We start from the raw sequence: 21,866 nt of genomic DNA on the forward strand, positions 1-21,866 counted from the left end.
CCCCCCCAAACCGCGGGCGCGCTCCTGGGGGGGGGCCCCCCCCCCGCCCCGGCCCCCCCACTCCCCCCCCCCCCCCCCCCCCGGGGGGGGGGGGCGGGGGGGCGGCCCGCCCCCCGCCTGATGCCTCGTCGGGGCCGTGACCGGCCACCGTTGTTTAGCCCCCTGGCATATGCGACGGGACCGTCTGGCTCATAGGCTGTGCCAATGCCGGCGGCATAGTTCGAGGCATAGCGCATAACCCCGGAAACCAATCTTCGGTTTCCGGAAAGGATCATGCGCAAGCAAGAAAGTGTTAGAGCGTCCTTTGCGCGTCCAAGTGGACGCGCGGCGCTCTAAGGGGGACGAAGCGGACGATGGTGGACCAACCACCTGGTGGACCAACCACCGCCGCCCGCTTCGCAGTTAAAGGTGGAGTGCCTCCCATGTCAGTGGCTGTTGAGAAGCCGGATACGCCCTCGGACCAGCGTTCGCGGCGTTCCGGCGGGCGCGAAGCGCGTCGCGCCATGCGGGCAGCACCCCTTGCCGACGATATCAAGCCGGTGCGCGCCGGCCTCGAAGGCGGAAGCTACGGGCCGCTCAGCGAAAACGACCGCGAGCGCATTCACGAAGCGGTGCTGACGCTGCTTGAGACGGTCGGCTTCGCCAATGCCATCCCATCCTGCATCGAGGCGCTGACCGAGGCCGGCGCCACGCTCGGCGAGGACGGCCGCATCCGTTTTCCGCGCGCGCTCGTCCTCGACACCATCAGACGAGCGGCACGCCATTTCACCCTGCATGGCCAGGATCCCAAGCACGACATGCTGATCCAAGGCAAGCGCGTGCATTACGGCACGGCGGGCGCCGCGGTGCATCTGGTCGACGTCGAGAAGCGCTGTTATCGCGAATCGCTGCTGCAGGACATCTATGACGCCGCCCGCATCGTCGAAGGGCTCGACAACATCCATTTCTTCCAGCGGCCGATGGTGCCGCGCGACATCCCCGATCCGCTCGACATGGATTTCAACACGCTTTACGCCTGCGTGATGGGCACGTCGAAGCATGTCGGCACATCCTTCACGGTGCGCGAGAACGTCAAGCCGGCGCTCGACATGCTTTATGCGATTGCCGGCGGCGAAGAGAATTTTCGCGCTCGGCCTTTCGTCTCCAATTCAAACTGTTTTGTCGTGCCGCCGATGAAGTTTGCCGAGGATGCCTGCGGCGTGCTCGAGGCCTGCGTCGAAGGCGGCATTCCGATCCTGCTGCTGTCGGCCGGCCAGGCGGGCGCCACGGCGCCGGCGGCGATCGCCGGTGCGGTGGTGCAAGCGGTGGCCGAAGTGCTCGCCGGCCTCGTCTATGTCAACGCCATCAAACCTGGCCATCCGGCGATCTTCGGCACCTGGCCGTTCGTCTCCGACCTCAGGACCGGCGCGATGTCCGGCGGCTCGGCCGAGCAAGCGGTGCTGACCGCTGCCTGCGCGCAGATGGCGCAATTCTACGACCTGCCCGGCGGTTCGGCCGCCGGCATGACGGATTCGAAACTGCCCGACATTCAGTCCGGTTACGAAAAGGGCATCACCGATGTGATGGCCGGCCTTGCCGGCCTCAACCTTGTCTATGAATCGGCCGGCATGCACGCCTCGCTGCTCGGCTTTTGCCTGGAAAGCCTGATCATCGACAACGACATGCTCGGCCATTGCCTGCGCTGCGTGCGCGGCATCGAGGTGACCGAGGAGTCGCTGTCGATAGACACCATCGCCGACGTCTGCCTGAAGGGGCCGGGTCATTACCTCGGCAACGAGCAGACACTGCGGCTGATGCAGACGGAATATTTCTATCCGGCGGTCGGCGACCGCTTTTCGCCGAAGGAATGGAACGAGAAAGGCAGGCCTGACATCCTGCAGCGGGCGATCATCGAGAAGAAACGCATCCTCGCCGAGCGCTTCCCGCGCCACGTGCCCAGGCCGGTCGACGACAAGTTGCGGGCCCGCTTCGGCAATCTGATCCAACTGCCGCGCAGCGGCATGGGCGGCTGACGGTTCCCGTCAAAACGGTCAGAGCCTAGTCCATCCCGACAAAATCGGGATGGGGCTCTACCTTTCTGTTTGACCATGATCTTTTCCGAAAATCAGGTCCCACTTTTCGGGATCATGGTCAGTCGGCGCTCAACCCGTAGCGGTCGACGACCTCGCCACTGATCAGCCTGGCATGCAGCGTCATCAATATGATTTGCGCATCGAAGCTGTCGCCGGCCTCAAGTGCCGCCTCGAGCCGGCGCTCCGCATCCAGCCTATGTCGAACACCGTTGGATTGCTCGAAAGCTTCCGGCCCGGCAATACAATAGCCAAGCAGCTGCGCCACCGGCGGATAGGCCTGTGGCGGCGGCTCGTCGGGCCAGTGGTCCTTCATCAGATTGACGATGGTGAGCTTTGCTCCCTCCGGCACAAGGGCGGGATGAAGGTCGACGTCGCGCAACGCGGCGTCGAGTTGCCGGAGGTCGCCTGAACGGCCGAACATTCCAAGGAAGCCAAGGGAAGAGCGCCGTCTCGCCATGATGTTCCTATCCGAATGCCCGAAACCGCAGCGAAGCCCGCCGCAGGCAGCCGCTAACCGCTCGCTGCCAGCAACAGAACACCGGCGAGGGCCGATCCCGCCAGCGTCGGCAGCATGCCGATCTTCAGCTTCAGGATGGCGATCATTGCAGCACACGACAGCAGCGCCGCACCCCAGTCGATGGACGAGAACACCGGCACGTCCATGCCAAGCCCGACGTTGCGCACCTCGCCGAAAATGACGTGCAAGCCGAACCACAAAGCGAGGTTCATGATGACGCCGACGACGGCAGCGGTGATCGCGCCCAGCGCCGCCGACAGCGCCTTGTTGCCGCGCAGGGATTCGATATAGGGGGCGCCGAGGAATATCCAGAAGAAGCAAGGCGTGAACGTCGCCCACAAGGTGAGCATCGCCCCAAGCGATCCGGCAAGCAACGGGCTCAACGATCCGGATTGGCGGAACGCGGCCAGAAAGCCGACGAACTGCAGGACCAGAATGAGCGGGCCGGGCGTGGTTTCGGCAAGCCCGAGGCCATCGACCATCTCACCGGGGGCGAGCCAGCCGAACGACTCGACCGCTGCCTGCGCGACATAGGCAAGGACTGCGTAGGCGCCGCCGAAGGTGACGACCGCCATGACGCTGAAGAAGCCGCCGATCTGCGTCCACACACTGGCGGACCCGGTGAACGCCCAGATCAGCAGCATCGGCCCGAGCCAGATCGGCAGCCAGATCGCGACGGTGCGCGGCGCATGCCATCGCGTCGGCCTGACGTGGGCCAGCTCGCCGCGCTCGAACATCAGGTCGACCGCGCCCTTGATGTCGGGAACCGCGTCCTTGCCGTGCGCCGCGCCGGAAAAAAGCGCCGGCGCAACACGATTGCCAATCCAGCCCGCCAGGCCGGCAAGCAGGATGATGAGCGGAAACGGCATGTTCAATGCATAGATGGCGATGAAGGCGGCGAGCGCGATCGAAACCATGACCCGGTTCTTCAGGGCACGACGTCCGATCCGGATCATCGCCTCGATCACGATGGCGAGCACGGCCGCCTTTACCCCGAAAAACAGTGCCTCGACGAGCGGAGCGTCGCCATACAGCGCATAGAGGATGCTCAAGGTGAGCATCACAAGCGCGCCCGGCGCGACGAACAGGATGCCGGCGACCAGGCCGCCGATCGTCCGGTGCAGCAGCCAGCCGATATAGATGGCGAGTTGCTGGGCTTCAGGGCCGGGCAGCAGCATGCAGTAGTTCAACGCATGCAGGAAACGTTGCTCGCCGATCCAACGCCGTTCCTCGACCAATTCCCTGTGCATGAGCGCGATCTGGCCGGCCGGCCCGCCGAAGCTGAGCAGGCCGATTTTCGCCCAGAGTTTTACGCCTTCACGGAAGCTTGGCGCAGCCGGCGCTTCGACGATCTCGGCCGTTTTTCCCAAAGCCCCCGTTTTGTCAGAAGCCCCCGTTTTGTCAGAAGGCAGGGCGCTCATGATGGCTTGCTCGCGCTTGGCCAATTGTGCGTCTCCTCGGTGGCATCGCGGCACCATCGGAAAAACGCGTCGTAGAGCGGCATGCCTGCCTCCAGCTGTTCCAGATCGTCGCGAAACATCCGCGACAGGCCAAGCGAGGCGGCCAGGAATCCGGCTGCCTGGGGAACCAAATCGAGGCGTGCGGTATCGGCTGCGCGCACGATCATGGCCAGGCGGTCGAGCGCCTCGGATTGGAGCCCGAACTCTTCGATCATCGTATCGAAGGTGCAGCGTTCGCCCCGGTGAGTCCAGAACACATTGTCGATGTCGAAAGGCACGGCCTGAAAGCGGTCCGCAACGGCCGACACTTCGGCCGCCTCGACAAAGAGGAAGACCGCGCTCGGATCGACAAAACGCCGGATCAGCCAGGGGCAGGCGATGCGATCGACCTTCGGGCGGCTCCGCGTCACCCACACGGTGCGGCCCCTTTCATCGCGGGGCGGTATCTTGCCGGCATCGATCAAAGGCCCCTTGGCATCGCGCCAGGCCTCGAACCCGCCTTCGAGGGATTCGGCGGCAATGCCTTCATGCCGCAGCCATGCGGCCACGCCTTGCGAGAGCTTTTGCCCTTTTTGGCAGACGACCGTCACTCGGCTGCCGGCGAATTCGGATGCCCAGGTCGAGACGGTTTTGAAATCACGCCGGTTTGAGGCCGGCAGCAGGCGCGGATCGGCGCTGTAATCCTCTTCGATGCGAACATCGATGATCGCGGGCGCGCCCGGCAGACCAATCAGACGGGACAGTTGCGATACGGTGATAGCGGTTGTCGACGGCATGGCGTCCACCTCCTTGAGAGAGAAGCTTGGACGCGAACGTTGGGCTGACGCCTCACGGGGTCGTCGCGATGCACCCCTTGCCATGATCGTGGATTTGTCGCGCCCGCTTGTCAAGCGCCATGCCTGGAGCAAAGGATGCCCTGGCTCCGGCGGGCGGCGGAGCCAGGACATGTTTGGGAGGAAACCCATGAAAAAGACCTATCACGGCAGTTGCCATTGCGGTGCGGTGCATTTCGAAGCCGAAATCGACCTCACTGAGGGCATCCGCAAATGCAATTGCAGCTTCTGCTGGAAACTCGGCTACCGGAAATCCTTCGCCGCCTATGAGGCCGTGCGGGTGACGGATGGCCGCGACCGGATGCGGGAGTACAAGGCGACGCCGTCGAACTGGCCGGAAGGCGACATCAACCACTATATGTGCCCGAACTGCGGCGCGAATTTTCTCTCGCGCGGCTATCTCGATTTCATGGGCGGGAATTTCTGGGCGGTGAACGTCGCCTGCCTCGACGACGTCACCGAAGAGGAACTCGCCGCAGCACCAATCGTCTACGAGGACGGCAAGCGCGACAGGCAGGACCAAGCGCCGGAGATTGTTGGTTATCTATAGGCGCTGCTTGGCGCTGTCCCTTCTCCCCTTGTGGGAGAAGGTGGCCTCGCGAAGCGAGGTCGGATGAGGGGTGCTCCAGCTTGGCAAAGCCGCACTCCGTCCAACATCCCTCTTCCGTCTCGGCGCTGCGCGCCGATCCACCTTCTCCCACAAGGGGAGAAGGAAAGAAGAGGCGTTCAGTGATTGTCCCGCGGCACGCCGCTGGTGTGCGCCACGTCCTGGTATTTCACCGCCGGCTTCAGCACCATGCCTTCGGAGAACTGATCGACCATGCCGCGCTGGATCTCCTGCCATGGCGTCTGGTGCTCGGGGTAGCGATAGCCGCCATCGTTCTGCAGCTCGGCGCGCCGGCGCGTGATCTCGTCATCGGTGACGAGAATGTCGGCGGTGCCCTTGCGCAGGTCGATGCGGACGCGGTCGCCGGTCTTCAACAGCGCCAGCCCGCCGCCGATGGCGGCTTCGGGCGAGGCGTTGAGGATCGACGGCGAGCCCGAGGTGCCCGACTGGCGGCCGTCGCCGATGCAGGCCAGCGCATGGATGCCCTTCTTGATGAGATGGGCCGGCGGCTGCATGTTGACGACTTCGGCGCCGCCGGGATAACCGATCGGGCCGGCGCCGCGCATGAACAGGATGGTGTGCTCGTCGATGCCTTGCGCCGGATCGTCGATGCGGGCGTGGTAGTCCTCTGGCCCGTCGAAGACCATGGCGTTGCCCTCGAAGGCCTCGGGGTCGTTCGGGTTCGACAGATAGCGCTCGCGGAATTCGGGCGAGATGCCGCTGGTCTTCATGATCGCCGAATCGAACAGATTACCCCTAAGATTGATGAATCCGGCATTGGCCTTGAGCGGCTCGGCGACGGTCCGGATAACATCGAGATTCTCGTTGACGGCCGCGCTGCAATTGGCGCCGATCGTCTTGCCGTTGACCGTCATGGCGTCGGGATGAGGCAACAGCCCGGCCTTCATCAGTTCGGCCACCACCGCCGGCACGCCACCGGCATGGTGATAATCCTCGCCGAGATATTCGCCCGACGGCTGCAGGTTGACGATGAGCGGCACTTTCAGGCCGACCGTCTGCCAATCGTCATTGTCGAGCGGCACGCCGAGATGGCGGGCGATGGCGTTGAGGTGGATCGGCGCGTTGGTCGAGCCGCCGATGGCCGAGTTGACAACGATGGCGTTCTCGAAGGCCTGGCGGGTCATGACGTCGGAGGGTTTTAGATCCTCATGCACCATGTCGACGATGCGTTTTCCCGTCTCATAGGCGATCTGGCCGCGCTCGCGGTAGGGCGCCGGAATGGCGGCCGAGCCCGGCAGCTGCATGCCGAGGGCCTCGGCCAGCGAGTTCATGGTGGTTGCGGTGCCCATTGTGTTGCAATAGCCGGTGGACGGCGCCGAGGAGGCGACGATGTCCATGAACTCGTCATAGCCGATCTCGCCGGCCGACAGACGCTGGCGCGATTCCCAGACGATCGTGCCGGAGCCGGTGCGCTTGCCCTTGTGCCAGCCGTTGAGCATCGGGCCGACCGACAGCGCGATTGCCGGAATGTTGACGGTGGCGGCGGCCATCAGCAGGGCCGGCGTCGTCTTGTCGCAGCCGATGGTGAGCACGACGCCGTCGAGCGGATAGCCGTAGAGCACCTCGACCAGGCCGAGATAGGCAAGGTTGCGGTCGAGTGCGGCGGTCGGGCGCTTGCCCGTCTCCTGGATCGGGTGGCACGGGAACTCGAAAGGGATGCCGCCCATCGAGACGATGCCCTCGCGCACGCGCTTGGCCAGCTCGAGATGATGGCGGTTGCAGGGCGACAGATCCGAGCCGGTCTGGGCGATGCCGATCAGCGGCTTGCCCGACATCAGTTCGGCACGCGTCAGCCCGTAATTAAGGTAGCGCTCGAGGTAAAGCGCCGTCATCCCCGGATTGTCGGGATTGTCGAACCACTCCTGCGAGCGAAATTTCTTTTTCTGCGTGGGGGCGCCGGCCATCATGGTCTCCGTATTTGTATGACAAATCGATATGACAACGCGCGAGAGCAGGCAAGAGGCACGCGCCATCCGATTCCGGACTTTGGTGCGATAGACATGCGTTTACCCCCACGCTAGACCGGATCGGGGCTTGTCAATTCGTATCCGGGAGATTTTGATGGCTTTGGTTATCGAAGGCGAGGAACGCATCGCCGCACCCTTGCAAAAGGTGTGGGAGGCGCTGAACGACCCGGACGTTCTGAGGCAGACCATTCCGGGCTGCCAGAGCCTCGAAAAGAAGTCGGACACCGAGATGGCGGCGACCGTGGTGGTCAAGATCGGCCCGATCAAGGCGACCTTCAATGGCGAGGTGGCGCTCAGGAATCTCAACCCGCCGCATTCCTACACCATCCAGGGCGAGGGCAAGGGCGGCATCGCCGGCTTCGCCAAAGGCGGCGCCGATGTGACGCTGACCGCCGATGGCCCGGAGGCGACGATCCTCAGATATGCGGCCAAGGCCGATGTCGGCGGCAAGATCGCCCAGCTCGGCAGCCGGCTGATCGAATCGACATCGAAGAAACTGGCCGGACAGTTTTTTTCGAGTTTTGGCGAGAAGGTAGGCGGCTCCCCTCCCCCTTGAGGGCCCTTGAGGGGTCTTGGGGGGTGGTTCGCATTTGGATTCTTGCGAAGAGGACCCCCACCCTAACCCTCCCCACAAGGGGGAGGGAACGCTGCCGCACGCCTTTAACTTCCCCTTTGGCGCCGAACGGCAGGCAATTTGTCGAGGTCAGCGCCAGCGGAAAGTCTCCCTCCCCCTTGTGGGGAGGGGTTAGGGGTGGGGGTACATCGTAGAGCGAAAGCTTCCACCTGCGATAGTCACTCAAACACGATGTTCGGCACGGCGGCTTCGGCTGCGCCGCGTTCTTCTTTGACCCTGCCCCAGACGTTCGCGGCGATGTCGCGGTAGATCTTGGCCTCGGCGCTGTCGGGCTTCGAGACCACCACCGGCGTGCCGGCGTCCGAGCTTTCGCGGATGCCCATTTCGAGCGGCACTTCGCCGAGGAAGGAGACGCCGAGACGCTCGGCCTCGCGGCGCGCGCCGCCATGGCCGAAGATGTCGTAGCGCTTGCCGGTGTCGGGGGCGAGGAAATAGCTCATATTCTCGACGATGCCCAACACCGGCACGTCGACCTTCCTGAACATATTGAGGCCTTTTCGCGCATCGATCAGGGCCAGATCCTGCGGCGTCGAGACGATAACGGCGCCAGCCAGCGGCACCTGCTGGGCCATGGTCAGCTGCGCGTCGCCGGTGCCGGGCGGCATGTCGACGACGAGCACGTCGAGCGGACCCCACTCGACCTCGCGCAGCATTTGCGTCAATGCCGACATCACCATCGGCCCGCGCCAGATCATTGGCGTCTCCTCGTCGACGAGGAAGCCCATCGACATGACCTTCAGGCCGTAATTCTCCATCGGCTTCAGCACCTTGCCGTCGACGGTCTGCGGCCGGCCATGGATGTTGAGCAGCCGCGGCATCGACGGGCCGTAGATGTCGGCATCGAGCACGCCGACCCTCAGGCCGTTGGCGGCGAGGCCAAGCGCGATGTTGACGGCAGTGGTCGACTTGCCGACGCCGCCCTTGCCGGAAGCGACAGCGATGATCGCCTCGATGCCGGGCACGCCGCGCTTGCCCTGACTGTGCGAGGCCGGAGCGTGCGGAGCCGGACGCGGCGCGGCAGCGGGCGCGGCCGGCGGTACGGGCCTGGTGGCAGGCCTTTGCGGCACCGGAGCCTCCATGCCGCCACCCTTCTTTTCCGCCGTCAGGGCGACCACGGCGCCGGCGACACCCGGGATCGCCTTGACGACACGCTCGGCGGCGGCACGCAGCGGCTCCATCTCCTGGGCCCGGGCAGCCGGCACCGTGATCGAAAAGAATACCTTGGCATCGGCAATGAAAATCTCGGAGACCATGCCGAGGTCGACGATGTTGCCGGTGAAGTCCGGTCCGTTGACCGTCTTCAGGCGCTCGATGACGATTTCCTTGGTGATTTTTTCCTGGACGGCGGGCATCAGCTTTTCCTCTGCTTTTGCGACTGAGATAGTGCAGTTCCCGAACAGAACCAAGCGGCGGAACGACACGCACGGGCGTGGCTGCAAAGACTTGCGTCCGTTTGTCGGTCTTGCAGAGGACGAAACGTCTTTAGGGAAGAAGCACGCCGATCGCACAGGCTGCGGTCGCCAGAAAACGAAGCAGCCCTATCTTTGCAGGCTTCGGACGTGCTCGCCCGCAAGCAAAGGAGACCAATCATGCTCGCAAACAGCAACGCAACGGCCAATCTCGCGGTGAAGGACCTGGCCAAGGCCAAGGCCTTCTATGAAGACGTTCTGGGGCTGACGGAGGTTCACAACGAGGGGGACGAACTGATCGTCTACAAATGCGGCGACACCAGCATCAATGTCTATCGCTCGCAGTTCGCCGGAACCAACAAGGCGACAGCGGTGACCTGGATGGTCGGCGACGAGATCGACACCATCGTCAAGGCGCTGAAATCGAAAGGCGTTGTCTTCGAGCACTACGAGATGCCGGGCCTGAAGCTGGAAGGCGACATCCATGTCGGCTACGGCATGAAGGTCGCATGGTTCAAGGATCCTGACGGCAACATTCTGAACCTGGTCGACAGGTAGAACCTTGTAGACAGCTAAACTGGGACGGCGGCGAAGCTTCGGCCGCGATGAGGATTCGCCAGGCAAAAACAGCATGCATCTGGCGCAGCCTCACTCGGCCGGGTAGCGTCCGCTCATGATCGACAAGCTGGAATTCTTCATCGCGCTGGCCAGGGAGGAGCATTTCGGCCGGGCGGCGGAGGTGTGCGGCGTCACCCAGCCGACGCTTTCGGCCGGCATCAAGCAGCTGGAGGGCCAGCTCGGCGTGATGCTGGTTCTGCGCGGCTCGCGCTTCCAGGGGCTGACGCCGGAGGGAGAACAGGTGCTGGCGTGGGCGCGCCGCATCGTCGGCGATACTCGCACCATGCGCGAAGAGATGCGGGCGGCGCGTCACGGCCTTTCGGGGCGCATCCGCATCGCCGCGATTCCGACGGCGCTGGCCATGGTGGCGCGGCTGACGACACCTTTTCGGACAAAACATCCCGGCGTCACCTTCTCGGTGCTGTCGCGCACCTCGATCGAGGTGCTGTCGTTGCTCGGCAATTTCGACATCGACGCCGGCATCACCTATCTCGACAACGAGCCGCTGGGGCGGGTGACCAGCGTGCCGCTCTATGACGAGCGCTATCAGCTGATCACCGCGATCGGAAACCCCTATTCCGACCGCGACAAAGTGACATGGGCGGAGCTCAGCCAGCTGCCGCTCTGCCTGTTGACGCCGGACATGCAGAACCGCCGCATCATCGACCAGCATTTGGCCGAGGCCGGCACGCAGGTGCGGCCGACACTCGAATCCAATTCGATGATCGTGCTGTTCTCGCACATCCGCACCGGAAAATGGTCGTCGATCATGCCGCTCAACCTCTCGGAAACATTCGGCTTTTCCGAGCCGATCCGGGCCATTCCGATCGTCGAGCCGGACGCCAGCCACACCGTCGGGCTGGTGGCGACGCTGCGCGAGCCGCACACCCCGCTGGTCTCGGCGCTGCTGGACGAGGCAATGGCGCTGGCAGACGATTTCCGCGCCCGCCACTGAGCTAGAGATTGCAGGCTGGACGGCATCGATAGAAGATTTCTATCGAGCAACGGATCAGCTTTATTGATTTAGCGGGTTTCCTCCGATTTCCTAGGCACTTAGCGGATTACTACGACCAGGGAGGGCGCTGCATGATCATGCAGCCTGCAAGTACCGAGATCGCGTCGCGCACGGCGGCGATCGTTCAGGAGTTGAAGGGCCTCGAAGGCCCGCTGTTGCCGATCCTCCACGGCATCCAGGAAGAGTTCGGCCATGTGCCGCAGGACGCGCTGCCGGTCATCGCCGAGGCGCTGAACATTTCCAAGGCAGAGGTGCACGGCGTCGTCACCTTCTACCACGATTACCGCAGCCGCCCGGCCGGCCGGCATGTGCTAAAACTCTGCCAGGCGGAAGCCTGCCAATCGATGGGCTCGGACGCGATTGCCGCCAGGCTCAAGCAATTGCTGGGCATCGGCTTCCACGAGACGGCCCGCGACGGTTCGGTGACGCTGGAGCCGGTCTATTGCCTCGGCCTTTGCGCCTGCGCGCCATCGGCGATGCTGGACGGAGAGGTGATCGGCCGGCTCGATGACGAAAAACTCGACGAGATCGTTGCCGAGGTGCGGTCATGACCCCGCGCATTTACATTCCCGGCGATTCCGGCGCGCTGGCGCTCGGTGCGGAAAAGGTTGCCAAGGCGATTGAGAAGGAATTGGCCGATCGCGGCATCGAGGCCAAGATCGTGCGCAACGGTTCGCGCGGCGCCTACTTCCTCGAGCCGATGGTCGAAGTGGCAACGGCAGACAAGGGCCGCGTCGCCTACGGGCCGGTGAAGCCTTCCGATGTCAAGGGCCTGTTCGACAGCGGCTTTCTCACCGGCGGTCACCACAAGCGCTGGCTGGGCGCGCCCGACAAGATCCCGTTCCTGGCCAGGCAGACGCGCCTGACCTTCGCGCGCTGCGGCGTCATCAATCCGCTGTCGCTTGATCACTACAAGGCGCATGGCGGACTGAAGGGCCTGCAGAACGCCGTGGCGATGGCTCCGGCCGACATCGTCAAGCAGGTCACCGAGTCGGGCCTGCGGGGTCGCGGCGGCGCCGGCTTCCCGACCGGCATTAAATGGAAGACGGTGCTCGATACGACCGCCGACAAAAAGTACATCGTCTGCAATGCCGACGAGGGCGACAGCGCCACCTTCGCCGACCGCATGATCATGGAGGGCGATCCCTTCGTGCTGATCGAGGGAATGGCAATCGCCGGTGTCGCCACCGGCGCGACCAAGGGTTTTGTCTATATCCGCTCGGAATATCCGCATGCGGTGGCGATGATGCAGAAGGCGGTCGAGATCGCCCGCAAGGCCGGCCTGCTCGGCGTCAACGTGCTGGGCTCGCCCAACGCCTTCGACATGGAAATCCGCGTCGGCGCCGGCGCCTATGTCTGCGGCGAGGAAACCTCGCTGCTCAACAGCCTCGAAGGCAAGCGCGGCGTCGTTCGCGCCAAGCCGCCACTGCCGGCCATCCAGGGCCTGTTCGGCAAGCCGACGGTGATCAACAACGTCATCTCGCTGGCCTCGGTGCCTGTCATCATGGACAAGGGTGCTGCCTTCTACAAGGATTTCGGAATGGGCCGCTCGCGCGGCACCATTCCGATCCAGATCGCCGGCAATGTCAGATATGGCGGCCTGTTCGAGGCAGCGTTCGGCATGACGCTGGGCGAGATCGTCGACGACATCGGCGGCGGCACGGCGACCGGACGTCCGGTCAAGGCGGTGCAGGTCGGGGGTCCGTTGGGAGCTTATTTTCCCCGCGCCTTGTTCGACACGCCATTCGACTACGAGGCTTTCGCCGCCAAGGACGGGCTGATCGGCCATGCCGGCATCACCGTGTTCGATGACACCGCCGACATGCTGAAGCAGGCGCGCTTCGCCATGGAGTTCTGCGCCATCGAAAGCTGCGGCAAGTGCACGCCGTGCCGCATCGGCTCGACGCGCGGCGTCGAGACGATCGACAAGATCGCCAGAGGTATCGAACCTGAAAAGCAGATCGAGCTGGTGACAGACCTCTGCAACACGATGAAGTTCGGTTCGCTCTGTGCGCTGGGTGGCTTCACGCCTTATCCAGTGATGAGCGCAATCAACCACTTCCGCGATGATTTCAAGCCGGCGCCGGTCGCCGAAGCAGCAGAATAGGAGCCTCGCGATGGGTCTCGTTCAGGAAATCGACTACGGCACGCCGGCCTCGACATCCGAGAAGCAAGTGACGCTGACGGTGGACGGCTTCACCGTCACCGTGCCGGAAGGCACCTCGATCATGCGGGCCTCGATGGAGGCGGGCATCGCCATTCCAAAACTCTGCGCCACCGACATGGTCGACGCCTTCGGCTCCTGCCGGCTCTGCCTGGTCGAGATCGACGGCCGCAACGGCACGCCCTCCTCCTGCACGACGCCGGTGGCGCCGGGCATGGTCGTGCACACCCAGACCGGTCGGCTGAAGGACATCCGCCGCGGCGTGATGGAGCTCTACATTTCCGACCATCCGCTCGACTGCCTGACCTGTGCGGCCAATGGCGACTGCGAATTGCAGACGCAGGCCGGCGTCGTCGGCCTGCGCGACGTGCGCTACGGCTATGAGGGCGACAACCACGTCTTCAAGAAGAACGATGGCGCAGAAAACTTCAAATGGATGGCGAAGGATGAGTCCAACCCGTACTTCACCTATGATCCATCGAAATGCATCGTCTGCTCGCGCTGCGTGCGCGCCTGCGAGGAGGTGCAAGGCACATTCGCGCTGACCATCGAGGGCCGCGGCTTCGATAGCCGTGTGTCGCCCGGCATGCACCAGCTTTTCATCGACAGCGAGTGCGTGTCCTGCGGCGCCTGTGTGCAGGCCTGCCCGACGGCGACGCTTTCCGAGAAATCGGTGATCAAGATCGGCCAACCCGAGCATTCGGTCGTCACCACCTGCGCCTATTGCGGCGTCGGCTGCTCGTTCAAGGCCGAAATGCGCGGCGACGAGCTGGTGCGCATGGTGCCCTACAAGGACGGCAAGGCGAACCGTGGCCATAGCTGCGTCAAGGGCCGTTTTGCCTACGGCTACTCGACCCACAAGGAGCGAATCCTCAATCCGATGATCCGCGAAAAGGTCACCGATCCATGGCGCGAGGTGTCGTGGGAGGAAGCGCTGACCCACACCGCCAACGAGTTCCGCCGCATCCAGTACCAGTATGGCCGCACCTCGATCGGCGGCATCACCTCGTCGCGCTGCACGAATGAGGAAACCTATCTGGTGCAGAAGCTGATCCGCCAGGGTTTCCGCAACAACAATGTCGATACCTGCGCCCGCGTCTGCCATTCGCCGACCGGCTATGGCCTTGGCCAGACTTTCGGCACTTCGGCCGGCACCCAGGATTTCGACTCGATCGAGCAGACCGATGTGGTGATGATCATCGGCGCCAATCCGACCGACGCACATCCGGTGTTTGCTTCGCGCATGAAGAAGCGGTTGCGCAAGGGCGCCAAGCTGATCGTGCTCGACCCGCGCCGCACCGACATCGTGCGCTCGGCTCATATCGAGGCGCAGCATCATCTGCCGCTGAAGCCGGGCACCAATGTCGCCGTGGTCACCGCGCTTGCCCATGTCATCGTCACCGAAGGCCTGTTCGACGAGGCCTTCATCCGCGAACGCTGCGACTGGGACGAGTTCCAGGATTGGGCGTCGTTCGTGGCGCTGCCGGAAAACAGCCCTGAGGTGGTCGGCCAGCTCGCCAATGTCGATCCTGAAGAGATCCGCAGCGCCGCACGGCTGTTTGCCACCGGCGGCAATGGCGCGATCTACTACGGCCTCGGCGTGACCGAGCACAGCCAGGGCTCGACCACCGTCATCGCCATCGCCAATCTTGCCATGGCGACCGGCAATATCGGCCGGCCGGGCGTCGGCGTGAACCCGCTGCGCGGCCAGAACAATGTCCAGGGCTCCTGCGACATGGGCTCGTTCCCGCATGAGCTGCCCGGCTATCGCCACGTCTCCGGCGACGCGGTGCGCGACATTTATGAAAGCCTGTGGGGGGTCAAGCTCGACGACGAGCCCGGCCTGCGCATCCCCAACATGCTGGACGCCGCCGTCGACGGCTCGTTCAAGGGCCTCTATGTGCAGGGCGAGGACATTTTGCAGTCCGATCCCGACACCAAGCATGTCGCCGCAGGCCTTGCGGCGATGGAATGTGTCGTCGTCCACGATCTCTTCCTCAACGAGACCGCCAACTACGCGCATGTCTTCCTGCCCGGCTCGACCTTCCTCGAAAAGGACGGCACCTTCACCAATGCCGAGCGCCGCATCAACCGCGTGCGCAAGGTGATGGCGCCGAAGAACGGGCTGGCCGACTGGGAAGTGACGCAGAAGCTCGCGCAGGCGATGGGGCTTTCCTGGAATTACCAGCATCCGTCCGAAATCATGGATGAGATCGCCAGGACGACGCCGAGCTTCGCCAAGGTCTCCTACGACTATCTGGAAAAGATGGGCTCGGTGCAGTGGCCTTGCAACGAACAGGCGCCGGAAGGCACGCCGATCATGCATATCAGCGGCTTCGTGCGCGGCAAGGGCAAGTTCATCCGCACCGAATATGTGGCGACCGACGAGAGGACGGGACCGCGCTTCCCGCTGCTGCTGACCACCGGCCGCATCCTGTCGCAGTACAATGTCGGCGCGCAGACCAGGCGTACCGACAATGTCATGTGGCACAGCGAGGACCGTCTCGAGATCCACCCGCATGACGCCGAAAACCGCGGTTTGCGCGACGGCGACTGGGTCCGCCTGACCAGCCGCTCCGGCGAGACGACGCTGCGCGCGCTGATCACCGACAAGGTGTCGCCTGGCGTGGTCTATACGACGTTCCACCATCCGGACACGCAGGCCAACGTGATCACCACCGACTTCTCCGACTGGGCGACCAACTGCCCGGAATACAAGGTGACGGCGGTGCAGGTCGGCGCGTCCAACGGGCCGTCGGAATGGCAGCTCGACTATGACGAGCAGGCCCGCAACAGCCGTCGCATCGCGACCTTGGAAGCAGCGGAGTAATCTTTGAGCGCGCGCCGCAAAGCGACCACACAAATCTCCCGCCTCGCCCACCGCGCCGGCGGCAGTGCGGCCGCCAACCGGATGGTGCCGGAAGAGACGCCGGTGGCGTTCTCCTTTGCCGGCACCACTCACGCGGTGATGATGGCAAGCCCGGCCGATTTCGAGGATTTCGCGCTCGGCTTCTCGCTGACCGAAGGCATCATCGCCGACGGCCGGGAAATCGAGGCGATCGAGGTCGAGGATCACGGCGCCGGCATCGACATCCAGATCAGGCTGAAGGACCAGGCCAATAGGCGCTTCGAGGCGCGGCGCCGACGCCTGGCCGGCCCGGTCGGCTGCGGGCTGTGCGGCATCGAGTCGATCGAGGAGGCGATGCGCTCGGTCGAGGCGGTTGGTTCGTCAAGACTTACACTTGACACCGACGACATCGTCCGTTCGGTCAGGCTTTTGTCGAAAGCGCAGCCGCTTCATGCCGAGACCGGTGCGGTCCATGCCGCCGGTTTTTATATCCCAGGCAAGGGCATCGTCATGGCGCGCGAGGATGTCGGCCGCCACAATGCGCTCGACAAGCTCGCCGGGGCGCTCGCCAAAGCCAGCATCGATGGCACCTTGGGTGCCGTCGTCGTGACGTCGCGCGTTTCGGTCGAGATGGTGCAGAAGACGGCGGCGATCGGCGCTGCGTTCATCATCGCCGTTTCGGCGCCGACGGCACTTGCCATCCGTACCGCCGGGGACGCCGGCATGACGCTGGTGGCTTTGGTGCGCGGCGATGATTTCGATATTTTCACCCACCCCGAGCGGGTGGCTTCCGGAGTTGCCAAGCATGTCGCATGACGAAGGCCACATCATGAGCACCAGCGAAAAGCTGGTCCGCATGGCCAACCAGATTGCCGCCTTTTTTCACTCCAAGCCGCGCGAGGAAGGCATTGCCGGCGTCGCCGAGCACATCAACAAATTCTGGGAACCGAGGATGCGGCGGCAATTGTTCGAGATGCTGGACAATGGTGGCGAAGGCTTCAACGAGCTTGTTGTGGCCGCCTCGGCAAGGATCAAGCGGCCGGCCGCACCGGAAGCAGCGGGCTTCGGCGCCGATGCCGGCGGCGTCGTTCCAGGCGGCAAGGGCCTTGGGGCCGGTGAGTCGAATATCGCCGCTTCGCAGAAGTAGGCCCGGTGCTGCCCCTCATCCGGCCCTTCGGGCCACCTTCTCCCCGTCAACGGGGAGAAGAAAAAGGCGCTACCCGTGCGCAACCATCACATGGCGGACGGCGGTATAATCCTCCAGCGCATAGAGCGACATGTCCTTGCCGTAGCCGGACTGCTTCAGCCCGCCATGCGGCATCTCGTTGGTCAGCATGAAGTGGGTGTTGATCCAGGTGCAGCCATATTGCAGCCGGGCGGCCGTCGCCATGGCGCGCGAGACATCCTTGGTCCACACCGACGACGCGAGGCCATAGTCGCTGTCATTGGCCCAGTTCACCGCCTCGTCGACCTCGGCAAAGCGGGTGACGGAGACAACCGGCCCGAACACCTCGCGGCGCACGATCTCGTCTTCCTGCAGCGCGCCGGCGACGACGGTCGGCTGATAGAAGAAGCCGGTGCCCTCGCCCGGCTTGCCGCCGGTGGTGATCTCGATGTGCTTAAGCTCCGAGGCGCGCTCGACGAAGCTCGAGACGCGGTCGCGCTGGCGGCGTGAGATCAACGGCCCGATCTCGTTTTCGGTGTCGTCGGGGCGGTTGTATTTGATGGTCGAGACGGCGGAGGAAAGATCGGCGACGAGCTTGTCGTAGATCTTCTTGCCGGCATAGATGCGGCAGGCGGCGGTGCAGTCCTGGCCGGCATTGTAATAGCCGAAGGCGCGCAGGCCATTGACCACCGCGCCGAGATCGGCGTCGTCGAAGACGATGACCGGAGCCTTGCCGCCTAGCTCGAGATGCGTGCGCTTGACCGATTTGGCGGCGGCCTGCAGCACCTTCTTGCCGGTGGCGACATCGCCGGTGATCGAGATCATGTTGATTTTCGGGTGGTTGATCAGCGTGTTGCCGACGCTGTCGCCTCTGCCGAGCACGACGTTGACGACGCCCTCGGGCAGTATCTCGGCAAGGGTTTTTGCCAGCTTCAGCGCTGTCAGCGGCGTCTGCTCGGACGGCTTGAAGACGACCGTGTTGCCGCCGGCAATCGCCGGCGCCAGCTTCCAGGCCATCATCATCAGTGGGTAGTTCCACGGCGCGATCGAGGCGACGACGCCGATGGCATCGCGGCGAACCATCGAAGTGTGGCCCGGAATGTATTCACCGGCGACCTGGCCGGGCATCGAGCGGACAGCGCCGGCAAAGAAGCGGTAGCAGTCGACGATCGCCGGGATTTCGTCGTTGAGCACGGCATTGATCGGCTTGCCGCAATTGAGCGCCTCGAGGGCGGCGAAATCTTGTGCCGCGGCCTCGATGCGATCGGCGATCTTCAGGAGATAACCGGAGCGCTGCGCGGGCGTGGTGCGCGACCAGGTGACGAAGGCTTTTTCGGCCGCCAGCACCGCCGCCTCGATCTGCGCCTGGCTGGCTTCAGGCAGGTTGAGGATAGTCGCCCCGGTCTTCGGATTGAGGATCGGCTCCTCGGTCTCGGTGCCCTTCTCGAATTTCGAGCCGATCAGCATCTTTGTGTCCATGGCAGTCTCTCCCTTATGGATTCTTGACGTCATTTGCCCGAACCGGCGATCTGGTCGCCGTCGCGGGTCAGGTAATAGGCGACGAGGATGGGCAGCAGCGTCACCAGCACGACGACCACGGCCACGACGTTGGTGACCGGGCGCTGGCGCGGACGGATCAGTTCTTCCAGCATCCAGATCGGCAGCGTCTGCTGCTGGCCGGCGGTGAAGGTGGTGACGATGACCTCGTCGAACGACAGAGCGAAAGCCAGCATGCCGCCGGCAAGCAGCGCGGTGGCGATGTTGGGCAGCACGACATGGCGAAACGTCTGGAAGCCGTCGGCGCCGAGGTCCATCGACGCCTCGATCATCGAGCCGGAGGTGCGGCGAAAGCGGGCGACGGCGTTGTTGTAGACGACGACGACACAGAAGGTGGCGTGGCCGAGCACGATTGTCCAGAACGAGAACGGAATCTCGGCCAGCGAAAGGGCCGAACGCAGCGCGATGCCGGTGATGATACCGGGCAGCGCGATCGGCAGGATGACCAGCAGCGAGATGGTTTCGCGGCCAAAGAACCGTGTTCGCGACACGGCGGCCGCGCAGAGCGTGCCGAGGATCAGGGCGACGAGTGTCGAGATGGCGGCGACACGGACCGACAGCGACAGCGCTTCCCACACGTCCGGGCGGTTCCAGGTGACGGCGAACCATTGCATGGTCAGCCCCGGCGGCGGCCAGGCGAAGCTCTTTTCCTCGGTCGTGAAGGCATAGACGAAGATCAGGAAGATCGGCAGATGCAGGAACAGCAGGCCGCAGGCGGCGGCGACCTTCAGGCCGAGAGGGGCGGATGGTGAGCCATCAGAGCGCATCGAAGGCCCCCATGCGCTTGGCGCCCCAGAGGTAGAAGCCCATGATGACGATCGGCACCACGGTGAAGGCGGCTGCGAGCGGGATGTTGCCGGCGGTGCCCTGCTGCGAATAGACGGCCTGGCCGATGAACAGCCGCGAGGTGCCGATGATCTGCGGGATGATGTAGTCGCCCAGCGTCAGCGAGAAGGTGAAGATCGAGCCGGCGACGATACCCGGCAGCGCCAGCGGGAACAGCACGTTGCGGAAGGTCTGGCCGGGCGAGGCGCCGAGATCGGACGAGGCCTCGACCAGATTGCCCGGCACGCGCTCAAGCGCCGCCTGCACCGGCAGGATCATGAACGGCAGCCAGACGTAGACGAAGACGATGAAGGTGCCGGTGGACGACACCGACAGCGAGTTGCCGCCGACGACCGGCAGCGACAGCCAGCCGTCGAGCAGCCATAGCAGATGCAGCTTGGCGAGCAGCCAGGTGAGGATGCCTTCCTTGGCGAGAATGAGCTTCCAGGCGTAGATCTTGACCAGATAGCTCGACCACAGCGGCAGCATGATGCCGAGATAGAACAGCGCCTTCCAGCGGCCGCGCGCATAGCGCGCCGCGTAAAAGGCGATGGGAAAGGCGATGATCGCCGAGGCGAACGTGACCAGGGCCGCCATCGTCACCGTGCGCAGGATGATGTCGAGATTGGCGGCCTGCAGCAGGTCGCCATAGGTCTTCAGCGTGAACTGCCGGTTGATGAGGCCGGAGAATTCATCGATCGAGAAAAAACTCTGCAAGAGCAGCGCGAACAGCGAGCCGACATAGACGATGCCAAGCCACAGAACCGGCGGCAGCAGCATCAACAGCAGCAGCAGCTTCGGCTTGCGCCAGAACAGGTCGGACAGGGCGCCGCGCACACCGCCGCTTCCCGGCAGGATGGCGGGAGCGGGAGTGGAGTTGAGCGCGGCGATTGTCATGACGCCGCCCTGTCTTGACGGAGGATATATGAGAGGCCGCGATCCTTCGCGCCCCCCTCTGTCCTGCCGGACATCTCCCCCACGAGGGGGGAGATTTGCTGTCGCGACTGCTTTCGCCAATCACCAACGTTGCAGAAGAGGCGCCACTGGCGAAGCTGCCGATCTCCCCCCAAGTGGGGGAGATGTCCGGCAGGACAGAGGGGGGCGCCGTGAAGCGCCCCACTTGGCCTGTCAGCCAAGACTTTCCTCAGCGCCATCATCCCGGCTCGTCCATCAGATGCAAATGCTCGCGGTTAAAAGTGAGCACGACCGCCTCGCCCTCTTTCGGCAAAGCGGCACCGGCCGGCATAATGGCATGCAATCTCAACCCGTCGGCGTCGAGCGCCAGTCTGGTCGTGGCGCCGAGATAATTGGTCGAGACGAGACGGGCGGCAACGCCGTCGCCCGTCGCCGCCCGGCCGATGCGAATGGATTCAGGGCGCAGGCTGCCCCAGCGATGCTGGCCGGAATAGCGCTGAACGAAATCCGGCGGCAGCACATTGGACGAGCCGACGAAATCGGCGACGAAGCGCGTCCTCGGCCGCTGGTAGATGTCCTCCGGCGTGCCGATCTGCATGATCTTGCCGTCGTTGAAGACGGCAACGCGGTCGGCCATCGACAGCGCCTCGCCCTGGTCGTGGGTGACGAAGACGAAGGTGATGCCGAGCGCCTTCTGCAGCGACTTCAGCTCCTCCTGCATGTTTTCGCGGAGCTTGAGGTCGAGCGCGCCAAGCGGCTCGTCGAGCAGAAGCACCTTCGGCTGGTTGACCAGCGCGCGGGCGAGCGCGACGCGCTGGCGCTGTCCGCCGGAAAGCTGGCTCGGGCGGCGGGCGGCGTAGCCGGGAAGCCGGACCAGCGACAATGCTTCCTCGGCTGCCTTCTGCCGTTCGGGCTTGCCGACACCCTTGACCATCAGCCCGTAGGCGACGTTTTCGAGCACGTTCAGATGCGGGAACAGCGCGTAGTCCTGAAACACGGTGTTGACGTTTCGGCGATAGGGCGGAACGCCTTCGGCGCGTTCGCCGAAGATGGAGATCGAGCCCGATGTCGGCTGCTCAAAGCCGGCGATCAAGCGCAGGCAGGTCGTCTTGCCGGAACCCGAAGGTCCAAGCATGGCGAAGAACTCGCCCGGCACGATGTCGAGATCGACCATGTCGACGGCGCGCACGCTGCCGAAATGGCGCGAGACTTTTTGGAAGGAAACGGCTGATGTCATGG

19 protein-coding genes are annotated in these 21,866 nt (G+C 64.1%); 10 read left to right on the forward strand and 9 right to left on the reverse strand.

Annotated features, from left to right (window positions below; all coding sequences use genetic code 11):
* Positions 1-422 precede the first annotated feature (422 nt).
* Positions 423-2,012 carry a trimethylamine methyltransferase family protein gene (locus AC0L17_RS05420; protein WP_473515066.1) on the forward strand — a complete coding sequence of 530 codons (1,590 nt, stop codon included), beginning with the start codon at positions 423-425 and terminating at the stop codon, positions 2,010-2,012.
* Between the two features lie 118 nt (positions 2,013-2,130).
* On the opposite strand, the gene AC0L17_RS05425 is transcribed toward AC0L17_RS05420, so the two are convergent.
* The 3 genes from AC0L17_RS05425 to AC0L17_RS05435 are packed head-to-tail and all read right to left on the reverse strand — an operon-like array spanning position 2,131 to position 4,825.
* Complete coding sequence (locus AC0L17_RS05425; protein WP_473510309.1) at positions 2,131-2,529, reverse strand: hypothetical protein; 399 nt, start codon at positions 2,527-2,529, stop codon at positions 2,131-2,133.
* Positions 2,530-2,582: 53 nt separating this feature from the next.
* Positions 2,583-4,010, reverse strand: a complete 1,428-nt coding sequence (gene chrA / locus AC0L17_RS05430; RefSeq protein ID WP_473515196.1) for a chromate efflux transporter — start codon at positions 4,008-4,010, stop codon at positions 2,583-2,585.
* On the reverse strand, positions 4,007-4,825 hold the full coding sequence (locus AC0L17_RS05435) for a chromate resistance protein ChrB domain-containing protein (RefSeq protein ID WP_473515067.1): 819 nt from the start codon (positions 4,823-4,825) through the stop codon (positions 4,007-4,009). Before AC0L17_RS05435 ends, chrA begins: the two co-directional genes overlap by 4 nt.
* 187 nt (positions 4,826-5,012) lie before the next feature.
* Here AC0L17_RS05435 and AC0L17_RS05440 point away from each other — a divergent pair, with 187 nt between their 5' ends.
* A complete protein-coding gene (locus AC0L17_RS05440) occupies positions 5,013-5,432 on the forward strand; it encodes a GFA family protein (RefSeq protein ID WP_473515068.1) in 420 nt (139 codons plus the stop codon).
* Positions 5,433-5,608: 176 nt separating this feature from the next.
* On the opposite strand, the gene AC0L17_RS05445 is transcribed toward AC0L17_RS05440, so the two are convergent.
* Entirely contained in the window at positions 5,609-7,414 is a 1,806-nt protein-coding gene (locus tag AC0L17_RS05445; protein WP_473515069.1) for an IlvD/Edd family dehydratase, read from the reverse strand.
* Between the two features lie 157 nt (positions 7,415-7,571).
* On the opposite strand from AC0L17_RS05445, the gene AC0L17_RS05450 reads away from it, so the two are divergent.
* Positions 7,572-8,033: an SRPBCC family protein gene (locus AC0L17_RS05450; protein WP_473515070.1), complete on the forward strand. Its 462-nt coding sequence runs from the start codon at positions 7,572-7,574 to the stop codon at positions 8,031-8,033.
* Positions 8,034-8,269: 236 nt separating this feature from the next.
* Here the strand turns inward: AC0L17_RS05450 and AC0L17_RS05455 are convergent, their stop codons facing one another.
* Positions 8,270-9,463, reverse strand: a complete 1,194-nt coding sequence (locus tag AC0L17_RS05455) for an Mrp/NBP35 family ATP-binding protein (RefSeq protein ID WP_473515071.1) — start codon at positions 9,461-9,463, stop codon at positions 8,270-8,272.
* A 237-nt stretch (positions 9,464-9,700) separates the two neighbouring features.
* Between AC0L17_RS05455 and AC0L17_RS05460 the strand changes: the two genes are divergently transcribed.
* The 7 genes from AC0L17_RS05460 to AC0L17_RS05490 all read left to right on the forward strand — a co-directional run bounded on the left by AC0L17_RS05460 (position 9,701) and on the right by AC0L17_RS05490 (position 17,312).
* On the forward strand, positions 9,701-10,078 hold the full coding sequence (locus AC0L17_RS05460) for a VOC family protein (protein ID WP_091592913.1): 378 nt from the start codon (positions 9,701-9,703) through the stop codon (positions 10,076-10,078).
* Positions 10,079-10,193: 115 nt separating this feature from the next.
* Positions 10,194-11,093: a LysR family transcriptional regulator gene (locus tag AC0L17_RS05465; protein ID WP_473515072.1), complete on the forward strand. Its 900-nt coding sequence runs from the start codon at positions 10,194-10,196 to the stop codon at positions 11,091-11,093.
* Positions 11,094-11,224: 131 nt separating this feature from the next.
* Entirely contained in the window at positions 11,225-11,704 is a 480-nt protein-coding gene (locus tag AC0L17_RS05470) for a formate dehydrogenase subunit gamma (RefSeq protein ID WP_473515073.1), read from the forward strand.
* The gene (locus AC0L17_RS05475; RefSeq protein ID WP_473515074.1) at positions 11,701-13,260 is read left to right on the forward strand and encodes a formate dehydrogenase beta subunit; all 1,560 of its coding nucleotides are present in this window, start codon (positions 11,701-11,703) and stop codon (positions 13,258-13,260) included. The genes AC0L17_RS05470 and AC0L17_RS05475 overlap by 4 nt, the downstream gene beginning before the upstream one ends.
* Before the next feature lie 10 nt (positions 13,261-13,270).
* A complete protein-coding gene (fdhF, locus tag AC0L17_RS05480; RefSeq protein ID WP_473515075.1) occupies positions 13,271-16,147 on the forward strand; it encodes a formate dehydrogenase subunit alpha in 2,877 nt (958 codons plus the stop codon).
* Between the two features lie 3 nt (positions 16,148-16,150).
* Positions 16,151-16,981 carry a formate dehydrogenase accessory sulfurtransferase FdhD gene (gene fdhD / locus AC0L17_RS05485; protein WP_473515076.1) on the forward strand — a complete coding sequence of 277 codons (831 nt, stop codon included), beginning with the start codon at positions 16,151-16,153 and terminating at the stop codon, positions 16,979-16,981.
* Positions 16,971-17,312, forward strand: coding sequence for a formate dehydrogenase subunit delta (locus tag AC0L17_RS05490; RefSeq protein WP_128168295.1), 342 nt, complete (start codon positions 16,971-16,973; stop codon positions 17,310-17,312). Before fdhD ends, AC0L17_RS05490 begins: the two co-directional genes overlap by 11 nt.
* 69 nt (positions 17,313-17,381) lie before the next feature.
* Here AC0L17_RS05490 and AC0L17_RS05495 read toward each other — a convergent pair whose 3' ends face one another.
* From AC0L17_RS05495 to AC0L17_RS05510, 4 genes are all read right to left on the reverse strand, one after another.
* Positions 17,382-18,809: a gamma-aminobutyraldehyde dehydrogenase gene (locus AC0L17_RS05495; RefSeq protein ID WP_473515077.1), complete on the reverse strand. Its 1,428-nt coding sequence runs from the start codon at positions 18,807-18,809 to the stop codon at positions 17,382-17,384.
* 29 nt (positions 18,810-18,838) lie between these two features.
* The gene (locus AC0L17_RS05500) at positions 18,839-19,654 is read right to left on the reverse strand and encodes an ABC transporter permease (RefSeq protein WP_473515078.1); all 816 of its coding nucleotides are present in this window, start codon (positions 19,652-19,654) and stop codon (positions 18,839-18,841) included.
* Positions 19,644-20,609: an ABC transporter permease gene (locus AC0L17_RS05505; protein WP_287327952.1), complete on the reverse strand. Its 966-nt coding sequence runs from the start codon at positions 20,607-20,609 to the stop codon at positions 19,644-19,646. Before AC0L17_RS05505 ends, AC0L17_RS05500 begins: the two co-directional genes overlap by 11 nt.
* Before the next feature lie 256 nt (positions 20,610-20,865).
* Positions 20,866-21,864: an ABC transporter ATP-binding protein gene (locus AC0L17_RS05510; RefSeq protein ID WP_473515079.1), complete on the reverse strand. Its 999-nt coding sequence runs from the start codon at positions 21,862-21,864 to the stop codon at positions 20,866-20,868.
* Positions 21,865-21,866: the final 2 nt, after the last annotated feature.

Source organism: Mesorhizobium sp. WSM4829 (genome assembly GCF_055811475.1).